This window comes from Caproiciproducens galactitolivorans (genome assembly GCF_029266045.1).
Lineage (GTDB): Bacteria > Bacillota > Clostridia > Oscillospirales > Acutalibacteraceae > Caproiciproducens > Caproiciproducens galactitolivorans.
On sequence record NZ_JAJUFJ010000017.1, the window covers coordinates 1 to 16,323 of the forward strand.

A 16,323-nucleotide genomic window follows, 5' to 3' on the forward strand; every position below is an offset into this window, starting at 1 on the left:
GGGGGGGGGGGGGGGCGGGGGCCCCCGACCCCCCCCCCACCCCCCGCCCCCCCCGCCCCCCCCCCCCCCCACACAAAACCCCACCCCCCCCCCCCCGCCCCCCCCCCCCCCCCCCCCCCCCCCGCGGCGCGCTACACGTATTGAGCTTTTCGCAAGACAGGCCGCCGAGGGCTGGGATTGCTGGGGGAATGAAGCTCCAAACGAAACCGCCGATCCAACAGATGAAAACCATTCGCAAAAGTATTCAGGCGGTTATGAACAACAAACACTTTTTGATTGCTTCAAGGAGAGGGGTTGACTGTAAATGATTGAACAATACTGCCTATTTTCTGATGCAGAGCGCAAAGGCATTAAACTGTATATCGAACATGATACCTCTGTTGATGAATGGATATGCAAAAATCATTATTTACACTCTACACCCGCAGGCGCAATAATCCGGATGTGCTTTAAAGATCAAACACAGCGTGTTATAGGGTGCATGATGTGGGGACGGCCAACAAGCCGGAAAATAGATAGCGATGCAATTTTAGAGTTAACGCGAATGTGCTTCATTGACGAAACGCCGCCATTTGTGGAAAGTCAATGTTTAGGTATGGCGCGCAAGCATATCCGGAAATATTACAACAAAATCAAAGGACTTATTGCTTATTCCTCAACAGGAGCGGGACACGAAGGAATAATTTATAAGGCTGATAATTGGTATATGTTGGGCGGTTCAAAGGGTGGTAGCTGGGAAAACAGAGAAAACCGCACAAATAGAGATTTAAGCTTAAAAATTCGATGGACACGAAGCCCGTAGAAAGGAACGATTGAAAGATGATTAAAAATCCGCAGATTGGGGCGGCGTGCTGGATTGTAATTGATATATGGGAAACCATCTGCCCCGCTCCTGTTATTATCACCGAAGAGGCCGAAGGCAAATATGCGGTACGCTGGCAGATCAGCGAAGAATATTCAGAGGTCTACGATGGGTTATCAAACAAGGATTTATTTGCGTCCGAGCGGGATGCGTGGAAATCAATAAAAAACCGAAAGGAGAAAAACCAATGCAGGAAAAGAAAAGAGTCTATTTAGCTGGGAAAATTACAGGCGATCCGCTTTACCGCTGTAAATTTTACGAAGCAGAAAAAGCATTGAAGGCGGCAGGCTTTAACGTGCTTTCCCCTGCTATTCTTCCGGACGGCTTCACCTATGAAGCATATATGAGAATGACAACGGCCATGCTTGACGAATGCGAAGCGGCCTGCTTTCTTCCGGACTGGCGGGAAAGTAAGGGTGCAATGTATGAATACGGACGTGCGGCGGCATACAACAAAGAAATATTCTTCTTTGAGGAATGGCTGGCAGAATGGCAGACCGCACAACCAAAGGCAGAAGAAGCGGCGGTGATGAAAATTGCAGAATAAAACAACGGCACCCTATGTTCCAACGGAAAGCGTTGAACAACAATGCTTATTCCGATGGGCGGCATATCAAAGCGGGAAATATCCGGAATTGAAGCTATTGTACCATGTTCCAAACGGTGGAAGCAGGAATAAAGCCGAAGCGGGACGCTTCAAAGCGGAGGGTGTGAAAGCTGGCGTACCGGACTTATGTTTGCCTGTACCACGTGGAGAATTCCACGGCCTGTATATTGAGCTTAAACGCCTACGGGGTAGCAGGACAAGCGAAGATCAAATTTTGTGGATTGAAGAGCTAACAAAGCAAGGTTATTGCGTCGCCCTATGCAAAGGCTGGGAAGTGGCGGCAAAGACGATAACTGATTATCTGGAAGCGGCGCACGCCGTAAAATAAATTCTTAATTTGAACAGGAGGGAAACCGAAAATGAAAACTATTTCAATCATCAACCTAAAAGGCGGGGTTGCAAAAACTATCAGCGCAATAAATATTGCTTATGCGCTGGCGGTTATTCATGGCAAAAACGTTCTACTGGTGGACAATGACAAGCAAGGGAATACAAGTAAATTTTTCAACGTACATAGTTACGATGCGCCCAGCCTTGCAGATGTTTTAACCGTCAAGGATTTTACAATAGCCCAGGCGGTACAGCATACAGAATATAAGGGGCTGGATGTTCTGCCCGCAAACATGTACCTTCTGCGGGCAAACAAGGAAATTTTGCTTGACGTTTCACGGCCACAGCAAACACGCCTTTCAAAAGCCCTGCGCGCTGTAGCGGGTGACTATGATTACGTGGTTATAGACAACGCGCCTGATTTGAATATGAGCGTTATAAATGGGCTTGTAGCCTGTGACGATGTTCTGATCCCGATTAAAATTGACAAATTCGCATTTGACGGGCTGGAACAGTTACGGGAGCAGATCGAAGAAACCCGCGAATTTAACGAGCGCATAAAAATAGCTGGTTGCTTTATCACAATGTACCAACGTAACAATGTCAATCTACAGGGCGAGCAGTATTTGAATTCCTGCATGGGCTTACCGTTATTCAAAACGGTTATCCATAAAACCGTTAAGGTGGACGAAACAACGTTTGCCGGAAAGCCATTGCAGGCATATTCCAGAAACTGCACGGCGGCAAAGGATTATGCCGCATTGGTTGAAGAGTATTTGAACGGCGCGAAATCGTGACCGGAAATAGCACAATGAAAGGAGCGGGAACAATGGCAAAATTCAGTATGAACGATCTTTTAAACAGCCAATCAAGAAAAGCACCGGAGCGGGTGCAATCAGAATTTGAAATCCGACATATACCAATCGGGAAGATCATACCAGCCGAAAATAATAAATATGGCATTCGAGACATTGAGGAATTGGCGGCAAGTATTGAAACAATGGGGTTGCTTCACAACCTTGTTGTTAAAGAACCGAATGCAGAAGGCTTTTATGAGCTTGTGAGCGGTGAACGCCGCTTCCGAGCCTGCAAAATGCTTTATGAAGGCGGCAATGAAAAATTTTCAACCGTGCCTTGCAAGGTGGAAGGAAATGAGGATAAAGCCTTTACGGAATTGAAGTTGATTTATGCGAATGCCACATCAAGAGAATTGACGGATTATGAAAAGACATATCAAGCAGGCCGGATCAAGGAGCTTTTGCAGGAGCTTAAAGCAAACGGGTATAAATTCAAAGGCCGTATGCGGGAAATTGTGGCCGATATACTTAATGTGTCGCCTGCACAAATGTGGCGCATGGAAAGCATAAATAAAAATCTTTCGCCGGAATTCACAGAAGAATTCAAGGGCGGGAATATCGGGATTACAACAGCATATGAGCTTTCAACCTTACCAAAGGAAAAACAAGCCACGGCAATGGAGGAATACAAGGCGGCGGGAGCGGAGGCCGTGAAGGATGTAAAAAAGAGGGTACAAAATAACACAGTAAAGACCAGCGCGCCGCCTCCTTCTTCAAAACCTCCTAAAACTTCCGCAGAACAGCCGCGACAGGATGCAGAAGGAGCAAAGCAGCCGAAGCAGAAAATAGATCGCATTGAAACAATCCGGTTACTGCGGGCAATAGCGCATGATATTGAAAGTGGGAATGACGGTTCAAGTTTTGATATTTACGGTGTCTGCATGGATGCCGCTTCCTTGCTTGAAGGGAAGGTATAAAAAATATGGGGGTGCAAATATGCAAAGGAAAAAGGAATTTATCACAGAGGAAATAAAAGAGTTGATAAACGAGGTTGCACGGGTAACGGCTTCTATGGCTTACATAGAAAATGCAGGGGGGCAAATAAATTACTTCCGCGCAATGGAAAGCCTGCTTTATAACTATAAAAAGCTGGAAACGTTGGTTGCAGATGAAGAGGAATACACAAAGGTTGAGCTAAAAGAGAGAAGCAAAAGCATTGTAGTGTTTTCCCCTTCTGCGGGCGGCGAACGCAAAACCCGTGATGAAGTTCTGGAAGAAATGGAGAAACAAAGGGCTATATTATACCAGCGCACAAAGGCGCGATTTGATGAAGTGGATCGGGTTGTACAGTTATTCAAAGACCGCAAGGAATTCCACGTTATCCGGATGTACTATTTCGGGGAGGATGCAAAGGGCAATCAGAGGGAAGCGGGCGCGCCTCAATATACATGGGAGGATATAGCAAGCGAGCTATCAGAAATGGGGCTTATACGGGATGCGAAGAGCGCGCGCAGGTGGCGTAACAAGATTGTAAATGATATGGCGGTTTGCCTGTTTGGTAAACCTGCGGCGGTAGGTGTAGGGACATACCGAAAAAAGCAAGAGGAATAATGCCCGTTTCGCGCCCGTTTAACGCCCTTGAATGTACCGTTCTAATAAGTTATACTTGTTACGATGATTTAATGTCAAATAAAATAAAGCATTTATAAAGCTCTGGCGGCTTATCCTGCTGGGGCTTTTTCTTTTGCCGGAAGCGGGGGAAAGGAGAATGAAGCCGTGGGCTGAACAGTTTTATAATAGCGACGAATGGCGGGCGTGTCGTGATACCTTTTTGCAAAGCAAGGGTTATATATGCGAACGATGTTCAACGCCGCATAATCCGGTTGTTGCAAAGATAGCACACCATAAGATTTATTTAACTCGGGACAATATCAACGATCCGCGTATTTCTCTTTCATGGGATAACCTTGAAGCCTTGTGTCAAGATTGCCACAACAAAGAACATCACCGCACCGCAAGAAAAATTTGCTACAGGTTCGACGAAGAAGGAAACATTATCGAAAAGCCCTATCCCCCCCATTCAAAAAATTAAATTTGGGGGTAGGAACACCGAGCAGGGGCGGTTAATTTTACTCCGCAGGCGCGCGCATGACGGGTGTACATGTGTGGGGGGGGTGGGGGTGTAGTGAAAGGAGGCGTTTTTTATGGCGACAAAAAAAGAGTTGACAAAAGATCAGAAGATTAAGCGCGAGATTACCAGACTAAAGCGGGTTTTCAAAGACTTGGACAAAAATAAATTACAGACTGTGGAAAGCCTTATAAGAAACGCCGCTTTCATGGCCGTGTCGCTGGAAGAGTTGCAGGAGATTATAAACGCAGAAGGCTATACGGTTGAATATCAGAACGGAGAGAACCAGCGCGGCACGAAGCAGAGTGAGGCGGTAAAAACGCATATCGCCATGACGAAAAATCATGCTTCAATCATCAAACAACTTACCGAGTTAGTACCGCCCGAAAAGAAAAAGGATAGCAAGTTGCAGGCATTGAGGGATGAATAATGCCATTCGCAAATTACATATACGAATATTATTCCAAAATCAGGAGCGGTGAAATAACTGTCGGTAAATGGGTATTGCTGATCTATGAAATCATAGTGAACGGCCTGCAAAAAGGTGAATTCTTTTTTAATGCGAAGAAGGCAAACAAGGCAATCAAGTTCATAGAAAACTTCTGCCATCATTGTGAAGGCCGCGAAGATTTGTTGAAGCTTGAATTATGGCAAAAGGCTTGTGTTTCGGTAATTTTCGGAATAGTGGATGCGGACGGCCTGCGGGTGTTCCGTGAAGTCTTTATTGTCATTGGCCGCAAAAACGGAAAAACCCTTTTCGCCTCTGCTGTTATTGCATACATGGCTTACCTTGACGGCGAATACGGCGCAAAGATATATTGCCTTGCCCCGAAGCTGGAACAGGCAAATATAGTTTACGATAATTTTTTCCAGATGATAAAAAAAGAACCTGAATTAAGCGATCTATCGCGGAAAAGGCGTTCCGATATTTACATCGAGGAAAGCAATACGGTTATTAAGCCTCTGGCCTTCAATGCAAAGAAATCAGACGGCTTTAACCCGCATTTGGTTGTAAATGATGAGGTTGCAAGCTGGCGCGGCGACGCTGGTTTGAAGCAATATGAGGTTATGAAATCCGCGTTAGGCGCAAGGCGGCAACCGTTGATCCTTTCGATCAGCACGGCAGGCTATGAGAATGACGGCATATACGATGAATTGATGAAGCGTTCAACAGCATTCCTAAAGGGCAACAGTAAGGAACGCCGATTATTGCCATTCCTGTACATGATTGACGACGTGGAAAAATGGAACGACATTGAGGAATTGAAAAAAGCTAACCCGAATATGGGCGTTTCTGTTTTCCCTGATTTCTTCAAAGAGGAAATAGCAATTGCGGAAAATTCATTGAGTAAAAAGGCCGAATTCCTTACAAAATATTGCAACATCAAGCAAAACAGTTCTATTGCCTGGTTGGATTACAAGGTTGTTGCTGATGCGGAAGCAGAAGTGAAACTTGAAGATTTCAAGAACAGCTATGCGGTGGGAGGCATTGACCTTTCACAGACAACAGACCTTACCGCGGCGACGGTTATTATAGAGCGGGCAGGCAAGTTATATGCCTTCACACAATTTTTCATGCCTGCAAACCGTGTAGAAACAGCGCAGGCGGTGGATGGTGTACCGTATGACATATTCATCAAGAAGGGCATTGTGAAATTATCCGGAGAAAACCACGTAAATTACAAAGATGTTTACGATTGGTTTGTAATGCTCAAAGAAAAGTATTGCATTTATGTTTTGAAGATCGGGTATGACCGATACAGCGCGCAATATCTCATTGACGATTTGAAGGCATATGGCTTCCATACCGATGATGTATGGCAGGGTGAAAACCTTGCACCTGTAATCCGTGAGTTTGAAGGCATTTTAAAGGACGGTAATTTCTATATTGCCGACAACAATTTGCTTAAAGCTCATTTTCTCAATGTAGCCTTAAAGCACAACATGGAAACACGGAAATTCCGGCCTGTAAAGATCGAACAGCGGGCGCGCATAGATGGTTTTGTGTCGGTGATTGACGCAATGACCGTACGGCAGAAATACTATAACGAAATTGGCGTGATGCTTAAAAATGCGGCGTAATACTTGAAAATACGGGGGTGAAAAACAAAATGGGAGTTTTTGAAACTATATTCCGGAGGCCGAAAAGCAATTTTGTTCCGGATGGATACTTTAAAATGCTTAATGGCTATACGCCCGTGTTTACAAACGCGCCGGAAAGCCTTTACGAAATGGAGCTAACACGGGCGGCTATACATTCATTTGCAAATTTTTGCAGTAAATTAAAGCCTGAAATGAGCGGAAGCGCATACAGAAACCTTGAAAAAGTGTTGCAGTTCAGGCCAAACCCTTTTATGGACACAACAAAATTTTTATACAGGATTGCAACCATTCTTTCCGTGAACAACACGGCTTTTATTATACCTTTGGAGGATGACAACGGCGGGATCATAGGGTATTATCCCCTGCTTCCGCAAAATTGTGAAGTGCTTGAAGTCAAGGGCGCGCCTTATCTGCGCTATACGTTTTCAAATGGACAGCGGGCGGCAATAGAGTTTGAGCGCGTAGGGATATTGACGCAATTTCAATATGCAGATGATTTTTTCGGGGAAAGCAACGCCGCATTAAAGCCTACAATGCAATTGATCCATACACAAAATCAAGGGATCATAAACGGTGTTAAAAATTCTGCTTCAATTCGCTTCCTTGCGAAGATTGCCAATATGATAAGCCCCGAAGATATTAAAAAAGAGCGTCAACGCTTCACAGAAGATAACCTTTCAGCCGACAACCAATCCGGAATGATTATATATGACAATAAGTTTTCGGACTTGAAGCAGGTTGACAGCAAGCCTTTCACGGTGAACGCCTTGCAAATGCAACAGATCAATGAAAACGTGTTCCATTATTTCGGCACCAATGCAAATATTCTTCAAAACAAGTACAACGAAGATGAATGGAACGCCTATTATGAAGGCAAGATTGAACCTTTTGCTATACAGCTTTCTTTGGTTATGTCAAATATGACCTTTACGCCGCGGGAAATCGCATTCGGAAATGCCATTACCTTTACGGCGAACAGGCTTCAATACGCAAGCAACGCCACGAAATTGAATATCAGCACGCAATTATTCGACCGCGGGTTGCTGACGCGTAACGGCGTAATGGATATCTGGAATATGCCGAATGTAGAAGGCGGCGACAAGTTCTATATACGCAAAGAGTACGCGGAGGTTAGCGAATTAGGAAAGGAGGTTGTGCCAAATGCCAATGATGGTAAAGGAACGGGAATACCGTCAAATGCTCCAGCCGTTGATGATCCCGACGGGGACAACGGAAAAGAGAATTGAAAGCGATTATTACGTCGAGGGCTACGCGACTACGTTTGACAAGCCCTATTTGTTGTATGAGTATGACAACAACAAATATTACGAGCGGATCGACCGTAACGCGCTGGCAGGCGCGGACATGTCCGACATTATCATGCAATATAACCACGAAGGAAAGGTGCTTGCCCGACTTTCAAATAAAACGCTGGGCGTAGAAATAACCGACAAGGGGCTTTTTACGTTCGCGGATTTAAGCAAGTCGAGCGCGGCGAAAGAGCTATACGAAGAAATTTCGAACGGGCTTATTACGAAAATGTCGTGGGCGTTCCGAGTATCCGAGGACGCATACGACAGGGAAACACGCACGCGAACGATCTTAAAGATTTCAAAGGTTTACGACGTTTCGGCGGTGAGTTATCCGGCGAACGCCGATACCGAAATATCCGCGCGTTCCTACTTTGACGGAGTGATCGAAGCAGAGAAACGGGAGGCGTTAGCGCGGCAAGCAAAATTATTATTACTCAAATTAAAATTGGAGGTATGAGAAATGAACAGATTACAGGAAATCGAAGCGCGCCTTGCGGCTATCGCAAAGGAAATCGAAACCCGCGGCGCGGAGCTTACAAAAGAACAGCTTGACGCATTCACAAAAGAGGTAAACGATCTTAAATCCGAAAGGGAAGCTTTAAAGCAGGCGGCAGAACAGCGCAACAATATCCTTACTTCAATTGCGGAAGGCAGAGAAGGCACAGTTGTTCGCACATTCCCTTCCCCGTCACCCGCCGCACCTGCCGCAGATCAGCGCGGAGCGGTAGAGGGTGACAAATATGGCACTATGGAATATAGGCGTGCATTTATGGCTTATGCCCTGCGCGGAACGCCTATTCCGGCAGAATTCAGAGCCGACGCGATCACGGCCACAACCGACGTAGGAGCGGTTATTCCTACAACCACACTTAATACAATCATTGATAAGCTGGAAGCAACGGGAATGATCCTTACGCTTGTTACACGTACCGCGTACAAAGGCGGGCTTGCTATCCCAAATTCATCCGTGAAGCCTACTGCAACATGGGTTACAGAGGGAACAACAAGCGACAAGCAGAAGAAAACAACCGGAAGCGTCACATTCACCTACTACAAACTGCGTTGCGCCGTTGCTGTATCGCTTGAAGTTGACACAATGGCATTGAGTGCGTTTGAAAGCACGCTGATAAACAACGTCGTTGAGGCAATGACAAAAGCACTTGAACAGGCCATTGTATCCGGCGACGGTATAGGAAAACCGAAGGGCATTCTTGCTGAAACACCCGCAGACGGGCAGAGCATAGACAGCGTTGCGCCCAGCTATGCCGATCTTATAGCCGCAGAAGCGGCCTTACCGCAGGCGTATGAAAACGGAGCAGTATGGTGCATGTCCAAAAAGACCTTCATGCAGTATTACGGTCTTACCGATGAAACCGGACAGCCTATCGGCAGGGTGAATTACGGCATAGTCGGAAAGCCTGAACGTTCGTTGCTTGGCCGTCCTGTTGTGGTTTGCGATTATGTGACTTCCTATGCTTCAACTTTGGAAGTCGGAACAATATTCGGCTTCCTGTTCAATTTCAAGGACTATGTGTTGAACACAAACTACACAATGGGGATCAAGAAGTATGAGGACAACGAAACCGACGACCTTGTAACAAAGGCGATTATGCTTGTTGACGGTAAGGTTGTTGACAAGAATTCGCTTGTGGTCATCAAGAAAAAGGCCGCGGCTTAATAGCTTGGCCGGAAGGGGTGAAATAGATGCTTGACAAGGTAAAAGCCGCGTTACGCGTCAAAACAACCGCCTTTGATGGCGAAATTGAAGATTTGATTGCCGCCTGCAAAGCTGATTTACGCCTTGTCGGGATCAATGTTCCGGAAGATGTACCGCCCGCCGAAGGTGAAACGCCAACGGCGGGCGATCCTCTTATCGAACGGGCAATCATCCTTTACGCAAAGGCGAATTTCGGATACAGCGACGACAGCGAGAAGTATCAAAAAGCCTATGATTTGCTTAAATGCTCTTTGAGTTTGGCAGGTGATTATAATGCGCTGGTGTGATGAAATTACCCTTATCGCATTGACACCGCCAACAGAAGCCACGAATGAAAACGGGTTCAGCAATCCGGAAACGGAAACCCGCAAAACCGTGTTTGCAAATAAAAAATCCGTGGGTTATTCGGAGTTTTACAAAGCACAACAGGCAGGTTTTACCGCGGAATTGAAGTTTGACATTTACACGGAGGAATACGAAGGGCAGACAATGGCAGAATACGGCGGCAAACGGTATAAAATTCTGCGTACCTACGTTGATCCGAAAACAGCAGGCGAAATAACCGAATTAACGCTTTCCGATCTCACAGAGAGAGGGGGCGCAGACGTTGGCGAAGTTTAATATTGTTGGCTTTGAAGAGGTTGAAAAGAAGTTGCTTCAACGTGAAAAAGCCACGGTTGAAGCTGTGCCGGAAATGTTAAATGCTGGCGCGGCGGTGCTGGTGAAAGCCCAGCAGGACGAAATAGAGCGCATGGAAATAGTGGACTTTCGGGACATGAAAAATTCCGTTAAGGCCACAAAGATAAAAGGCAATGAAGCGGAACGTTATGTTGAGGTTTACCCGCATGGCAATGACCGTAAAGGCGTAATCAATGCAACAAAAGGGTTTATAGCTCAATATGGCAAGTCGAACGAACCTGCCCGCCCGTGGATGACGGTTGCAAATGAAAAATGTGCAAACGAAGTACGCGCGGCCATGCTGGAAGTATGGGAGGAAAAGCAAAATGGACGATATAACCGTTGATAGTGTATTGAAATCCGCACTTGATACGCTGGGCGTTCCTGTTGAACGCCTGCGCTTCAAAGGAAAAGCAGATACTTTCATAACCTTTCAGATCGTTTTAGGGCAGGAAACAGGCTACGCAGACGATGACAGCACGGGGACAGAATACACGTACAGGGTTGATATTTTTTCAAAGAACGATTATATTTCCCTGTTGCGACGCACAAAGCAGGCATTGAAGGAAGCGGGGTTCTATGGAATAACCGTTGATCCGGAAGTGTTTGAGAATGAAACGGGGTACTATCATGTACCTATAGAAATCAAGTATATGGAGGTATGACAATATGGCTACTGTTGGATTGCGTGATCTTTACCGCGCTCCGATTACTATTGCCGCAGACGGCAAAGAAACCTATGGAACGCCTGTAAGGATGGCAAAGGTAATATCTGCGGAATTGTCTGTTGAGGTTGCAGAAGCGATCCTGTATGCGGATGATGGCGTAGACGAAGTGGTAAAGGAGTTTGTAAGCGGTGAATTGACCTTGAATGTCAATGATCTTCTTCCCGCCGATCTTGCCGCCCTGCTGGGACAAACGCAGGACGATGATCAGGTATTATATGCGGGAGAAAATGACGAACCGCCCTATTTTGCTATAGGTTTCAGAGCAAAAAAGGCGGGCGGGATGTATAAATATGTCTGGCTTTACAAGGTGAAATTCGCCATCCCGAAAGAGAGTTACCAAACAAAGGGTGACAAAATCGAATTTACAACGCCGGAAATCGTGGGAAACTTTATCAAACGCCCTGATGGGCTTTGGAAAGCGGAACACGTGGCACTTCCTACGGAAGCGGCGGCGGCTTCTTGGTTTACAGCCGTAAGAGAGCCGAATAACACTACGCCTTAATGGATGATTTGAAAAACTGAAAGGAGGTAAAGGGAGGCCCGCAGGGGCTTCCCTGTATTTATTATGAGCGCAATAAAAGACGGGCGTTTGCCGATCACCCTTGATAAAGAACGGCATTTGCTGTTTTCCCTTAATGTCATTGATGAAATGCAGGACAAATTCGGCGGCTTTGACAAGCTGGACGAAGTTTTACAGGGAAAAGACAGTATAAAAAATCTGCGCTGGCTTCTTACTCTTCTGCTTAATGAGGGAGCGGGAGCAGATGAACCGGAATTGACGGAAAAGGAAGTCGGAAAATTGATACATACAGGTAATTTCCTTGAAGTCAAAACAGCAATTTTCAAAGCGTTTTCCATCGGGAACAGCGGATCAGAAGAGCCGCCCGAAACCGAGCCGGAAGAAGCTGAAAATGATGAGGATGAAGAGGGAAAAAAAACACAGGCGGGCGAGGGAAAATAGACCTTGCCCGCCTGCTTTATATCGGCGTTACTTTATTACGCTGGCCGGAATGTGAAGTATGGAGGATGACACCTTATAAAATCCTTACACTTTTCAAAATTCACAAGGAATTCAATCCGGATAAATTTAAGCAAGATGCGCCGGAGGGCATGGATGATATTGATTATGCGTTAGGGGGGTTATAAGACATGGCAACCAAAGAAGATAATATAAAAACTAAACTTGCGCTTGAAGGCGAGAAGGAATATAAAGCCGCTTGCAGATCTATTAATACTTCCCTGCGCGAAATCGGTTCGGAAATGAAGCTTGTTTCGGCAGAGTTTGAGGGCAACGCAAAGAGTACAGAGGCTTTGACGGCAAAGCAGGAAGTATTAAAAAAGCAACTTGAAGAGCAAGCCAACAAGGTTAAAGCCGCAGAAGAAGCCTTGCGCAAGATGAAGGAAGGCGGGCTTGATGAAACTTCACCAGCGATCCAAAAAATGCAAACCAATTTGAACAACGCAAAAGCTGAAATGATACAGACTGAAAAACAGTTAAACAGCATATCGGATGAATTAAAAAAGTCTAAAGTAAATTGGGAAGCTGTGGGTTCAACATTAGGAACAGTTGCAAAAGGTTTTGGCGTAGCACTTAAAGCTTTAGGCGTGGCGGCGGGTGCGGCGGCCGGTGCGCTTACAAAATTGACCGTTGATGCCTCTAACTATGCAGATGATTTAATGACACAATCCACATATACAAGACAATCCACGGATGACCTGCAAAAATACGCCTATGCCTGCCGTTTCATTGATGCGGACATGGATACACTTACGAAAACCATGTCAAAAAACATTAAGTCAATGGATGCCGCCCGCGGCGGCACGGGGGCAACAGCGGAAGCCTATAAAAAACTGGGTATAAGCGTTACAAATGCGGATGGATCATTGAGGGACAGCAACGACGTATATTGGGAAGCTATAGATGCGCTGGGGAAAATCCCGAACGAAACCGAGCGTGACGCAATGGCAATGCAATTGTTCGGTAAATCGGCGCAGGAGCTTAATTCGGTTATAGAAGCGGGTTCGGGAGCATTCAAACAATTAGGTGACGAAGCGGAAAACGTGGGCGCGGTAATGAGCGGGGATCAGTTTAAACGCTTGGGCGAATTCAACGATAAGCTTCAAGTTCTTTCAGCGAGTGCAGAAGGCTTGAAAAATTCTGCTTCAATGATTGCCCTTCCTTTCCTTGATGTGCTGGCAACAGATGGCATTAAAATTTTAGGTGACTTTTCAAAGGGTATAAACGAAGCAAACGGTGATGTGGCGAAAATGGCCGATGTGGTAGGCAATGGGCTTGCTGATGTCGTGAACCTTATTTCTGAAAAATTGCCTGAATTTGTTGACATGGGCGTGCAAATGATTTCATCCCTTGTCGAAGGAATTATAAGAAACTTACCACAGATCATAGATGCCGCAGTAAAAATTATTTTAAGCCTTTGTAATGGCATACTTGAAATGTTACCTATGGTTATTGATGGGGCGGTGCAAATTATAGGAGGGCTTTTAAAAGGCATAGGACAGGCATTGCCACAGTTAATACCTAAGATTGTTGAAGTTATCGTTGCGATAGTTCAAACAATTATCAATAATATACCGATGCTGATTAATGCCGGATTACAAGTTATTATAGGGTTAGTACAAGGGGTTATCAATTCAATACCTGTTTTGGTAGCGGCTATACCGCAAATCATAACAAGCCTTGTAAATGCGGTGCTTGAAGGAATTCCGCAAATATATCAGGCGGGAATTGATCTTTTAACATCTTTGGTGAAGGCATTGCCGGAGATCATAGCGGCCATTGTTGAAGCTATACCGCAGATCATAAACGGGATTATAACCGCAGTAATAAATAGCATACCGCAGATCATACAGGCTGGAATTGATTTGCTGGTTGCGCTTATACAGGCATTGCCGCAGATTATCACAACCATTGTAAACGCCCTGCCGCAGATCATTACAGCGATATGCGACGCGCTCATAGGGAACATTGATAAAATCATCCTTGCGGGCGTTCAACTATTCGTCGCCTTAATTGAAAACCTGCCTACGATCATTATTGAAATCGTGAAGGCGGTTCCGCAGATCATAGAAGGCATAGTATCCGCATTCGATAGTCTAATGTACAAGATTGTGGAAATAGGCTTTAACCTTCTAAAAGGAATTTGGGAAGGTATCAGTGGCGCGGCTTCTTGGCTTTGGGATAAAATAACGGGCTTCTTTGGCGGGGTCGTGGACGGAATAAAAAACTTCTTGGGAATTCATTCACCGTCAACAGTATTTGCAGACATTGGCGACAACATGGCATTGGGCGTTGGTGAAGGGTTTAGCGGTTCGATGGACGGAGTTTCCGGAGATATGCAGGGCGCAATAGGCGGGGCTGGCAAAATTACAGCGGAAGAGGCTGTACGCGCTGTTAATGATGGGATCATAGCGAATATTTCAAAGCTGGATCAGGCGGTTACGGCCATTGTGGAGCGGATTGTAACAGGATTGACAACGCAAAATCAGCGGCTTAATTCTACAGGGCAGGACATGGATAAATATATAGCTTCCGGAATGGTAACGGGCGTTGTTCATATAACGGCAGTTATCCCACAATTAGTTCAATCCACAATAACCGCATTTATCGCCCAGCACCAGAATTTCATAAACGAAGGCGTTGACATTGATAAAAGCATAGCCTCCGGAATGATAAACGGAATACCTGAAATTACGTCGAAAGTTCCGCAGATAATACAGCCGGTTATAACGGCCTTACGTTCCTTTGTTTCGGACTTTACCGCCGCAGGTGAAGAAATGGTACGCGGCATTTGGCAGGGCTTTCAAAATATGTCCGGCTGGCTGGAAAGCAAAGTGCGCTCTATGATGCAACAGATCGTAGCCGCCGTTCGGGATGAAATGCAGATTGCTTCCCCGTCAAAGGTGTTCGCTGGAATTGGTGAATTCATGGCCGCGGGACTTTCGGAAGGATTTGCAAAGGAAATGCAGAGCGTTGAAAAGTCGATCCGGAAGGAGACAGCCGAAACTATACCTGAAAAGCCTTCAACATCCGGCAGAATAAACCGCAACGAGCGGGGCGGCGTGCAGGTAGTTCAAAACATTTACGCAAATGAAACCAGCTATGCAAAACAGCAACGCGAAGCGGCAAAGCAATTCAGAATGATTGCGCGGGAGGTTGGCATATGAGCGGGAAAATAGAAAAATTAACCTATGTAAACGAGCGCGGGGAAAGCATAACCTTTTCCCACGCTTCCGTTTATCATACAAACGAAGTGAATGGCCTTTCGGATGTCCGGAACGCCATATACAGCATTAACAGCATGGGGCAGGACGGAGATACCTATTTAGGCAACCGTATTGAAAGCAGAGAAATTGAGATCGTGGGAAGCATTAGAGAGCGGAACAAAGACAGGATGCGCGAATATCGCCGCAAGCTTACCCATATTATGAACCCGCAATATTCAGCAAAGTTGATCTATGAATACGGGGATTTCAAACGGTATATTGATTGCAAGGTTGACAACGCGCCTGTTTTTTCCCGCAAAGCAATCTTTCAAGACTTCACAATACAGCTTCTTTGCCTTAATCCATTTTGGAGAGAGGAAAACGAAATAAGGGAAGATATTGCAACATGGGTAGGCGGGCTGTCATTTCCTGTTCAAATACCGTCTACAGGCTGGGAAATAGGCTATAGACAACCTTCATTAATTGTCAACGTATATAACGGCGGCGACGTGAAGGCAGGAATACGCATTGATTTCCGCGCAATCGGAGAGGTTACAAACCCTTCCTTGTTGAATGTGGACACGCAGGAATTTATAAAGCTCAATATGACGATGGAAGCGGGCGACATATTAACAGTATCCACAGGGTATGGCGAAAAAAGCGTTACATTAAAGCGGGGCGGGCAGATAATAGATGCATTCCGCTATTTGGATGTGGATAGTTCGTATTTACAATTGGAAGTTGGGGATAACCTGTTCAGATATTCAGCAGATAACAACCTTGAAAATTTGGAAGTGTCCATATATCACAACAACTTCTATTTGGGGGTGTGATTT

21 protein-coding genes are annotated in these 16,323 nt (G+C 45.6%); all 21 read left to right on the plus strand.

What is annotated here, in order from left to right; all coding sequences use genetic code 11:
* The first annotated feature begins 304 nt into the window (after positions 1-304).
* The 21 genes from P9B68_RS10965 to P9B68_RS11065 all read left to right on the plus strand — a co-directional run bounded on the left by P9B68_RS10965 (position 305) and on the right by P9B68_RS11065 (position 16,320).
* Positions 305-802: an XF1762 family protein gene (locus P9B68_RS10965; RefSeq protein WP_277669038.1), complete on the plus strand. Its 498-nt coding sequence runs from the start codon at positions 305-307 to the stop codon at positions 800-802.
* Positions 803-819: 17 nt separating this feature from the next.
* A complete protein-coding gene (locus tag P9B68_RS10970; RefSeq protein WP_277669039.1) occupies positions 820-1,077 on the plus strand; it encodes a hypothetical protein in 258 nt (85 codons plus the stop codon).
* Positions 1,050-1,409, plus strand: a complete 360-nt coding sequence (locus P9B68_RS10975) for a DUF4406 domain-containing protein (protein WP_277669040.1) — start codon at positions 1,050-1,052, stop codon at positions 1,407-1,409. The genes P9B68_RS10970 and P9B68_RS10975 overlap by 28 nt, the downstream gene beginning before the upstream one ends.
* Entirely contained in the window at positions 1,399-1,797 is a 399-nt protein-coding gene (locus tag P9B68_RS10980) for a VRR-NUC domain-containing protein (protein WP_277669041.1), read from the plus strand. The genes P9B68_RS10975 and P9B68_RS10980 overlap by 11 nt, the downstream gene beginning before the upstream one ends.
* 31 nt (positions 1,798-1,828) lie before the next feature.
* Positions 1,829-2,596, plus strand: coding sequence for a ParA family protein (locus P9B68_RS10985; protein ID WP_277669042.1), 768 nt, complete (start codon positions 1,829-1,831; stop codon positions 2,594-2,596).
* 32 nt (positions 2,597-2,628) lie between these two features.
* Complete coding sequence (locus P9B68_RS10990) at positions 2,629-3,573, plus strand: ParB/RepB/Spo0J family partition protein (RefSeq protein ID WP_277669043.1); 945 nt, start codon at positions 2,629-2,631, stop codon at positions 3,571-3,573.
* Between the two features lie 19 nt (positions 3,574-3,592).
* A complete protein-coding gene (locus tag P9B68_RS10995) occupies positions 3,593-4,207 on the plus strand; it encodes a hypothetical protein (protein ID WP_277669044.1) in 615 nt (204 codons plus the stop codon).
* 157 nt (positions 4,208-4,364) lie between these two features.
* Positions 4,365-4,688 (plus strand): HNH endonuclease, encoded by a 324-nt coding sequence (locus P9B68_RS11000; protein ID WP_277669045.1) that lies wholly within the window; start codon positions 4,365-4,367, stop codon positions 4,686-4,688.
* Positions 4,689-4,800: 112 nt separating this feature from the next.
* Positions 4,801-5,154 (plus strand): hypothetical protein, encoded by a 354-nt coding sequence (locus P9B68_RS11005; protein WP_277669046.1) that lies wholly within the window; start codon positions 4,801-4,803, stop codon positions 5,152-5,154.
* Positions 5,154-6,806: a terminase large subunit gene (locus P9B68_RS11010; protein WP_277669047.1), complete on the plus strand. Its 1,653-nt coding sequence runs from the start codon at positions 5,154-5,156 to the stop codon at positions 6,804-6,806. The genes P9B68_RS11005 and P9B68_RS11010 overlap by 1 nt, the downstream gene beginning before the upstream one ends.
* 95 nt (positions 6,807-6,901) lie before the next feature.
* Complete coding sequence (locus P9B68_RS11015; RefSeq protein ID WP_277669048.1) at positions 6,902-8,074, plus strand: phage portal protein; 1,173 nt, start codon at positions 6,902-6,904, stop codon at positions 8,072-8,074.
* Positions 7,989-8,597 (plus strand): HK97 family phage prohead protease, encoded by a 609-nt coding sequence (locus P9B68_RS11020; RefSeq protein ID WP_277669049.1) that lies wholly within the window; start codon positions 7,989-7,991, stop codon positions 8,595-8,597. Before P9B68_RS11015 ends, P9B68_RS11020 begins: the two co-directional genes overlap by 86 nt.
* A 3-nt stretch (positions 8,598-8,600) precedes the next feature.
* Positions 8,601-9,818 (plus strand): phage major capsid protein, encoded by a 1,218-nt coding sequence (locus tag P9B68_RS11025; protein ID WP_277669050.1) that lies wholly within the window; start codon positions 8,601-8,603, stop codon positions 9,816-9,818.
* A gap of 26 nt (positions 9,819-9,844) precedes the next feature.
* Positions 9,845-10,144: a phage head-tail connector protein gene (locus tag P9B68_RS11030; RefSeq protein ID WP_277669051.1), complete on the plus strand. Its 300-nt coding sequence runs from the start codon at positions 9,845-9,847 to the stop codon at positions 10,142-10,144.
* Positions 10,131-10,478, plus strand: a complete 348-nt coding sequence (locus P9B68_RS11035; RefSeq protein ID WP_277669052.1) for a phage head closure protein — start codon at positions 10,131-10,133, stop codon at positions 10,476-10,478. The genes P9B68_RS11030 and P9B68_RS11035 overlap by 14 nt, the downstream gene beginning before the upstream one ends.
* On the plus strand, positions 10,465-10,881 hold the full coding sequence (locus P9B68_RS11040) for a hypothetical protein (RefSeq protein WP_277669054.1): 417 nt from the start codon (positions 10,465-10,467) through the stop codon (positions 10,879-10,881). Before P9B68_RS11035 ends, P9B68_RS11040 begins: the two co-directional genes overlap by 14 nt.
* On the plus strand, positions 10,862-11,200 hold the full coding sequence (locus P9B68_RS11045) for a hypothetical protein (protein WP_277669055.1): 339 nt from the start codon (positions 10,862-10,864) through the stop codon (positions 11,198-11,200). The genes P9B68_RS11040 and P9B68_RS11045 overlap by 20 nt, the downstream gene beginning before the upstream one ends.
* Positions 11,201-11,204: 4 nt before the next feature.
* Positions 11,205-11,765, plus strand: coding sequence for a major tail protein (locus P9B68_RS11050; protein ID WP_277669056.1), 561 nt, complete (start codon positions 11,205-11,207; stop codon positions 11,763-11,765).
* A 63-nt stretch (positions 11,766-11,828) separates the two neighbouring features.
* Positions 11,829-12,224: a hypothetical protein gene (locus P9B68_RS11055; RefSeq protein WP_277669057.1), complete on the plus strand. Its 396-nt coding sequence runs from the start codon at positions 11,829-11,831 to the stop codon at positions 12,222-12,224.
* A gap of 188 nt (positions 12,225-12,412) precedes the next feature.
* The gene (locus P9B68_RS11060; RefSeq protein WP_277669058.1) at positions 12,413-15,448 is read left to right on the plus strand and encodes a phage tail protein; all 3,036 of its coding nucleotides are present in this window, start codon (positions 12,413-12,415) and stop codon (positions 15,446-15,448) included.
* Positions 15,445-16,320: a phage tail family protein gene (locus P9B68_RS11065; RefSeq protein WP_277669059.1), complete on the plus strand. Its 876-nt coding sequence runs from the start codon at positions 15,445-15,447 to the stop codon at positions 16,318-16,320. The genes P9B68_RS11060 and P9B68_RS11065 overlap by 4 nt, the downstream gene beginning before the upstream one ends.
* The last annotated feature ends 3 nt before the right edge of the window (positions 16,321-16,323 follow it).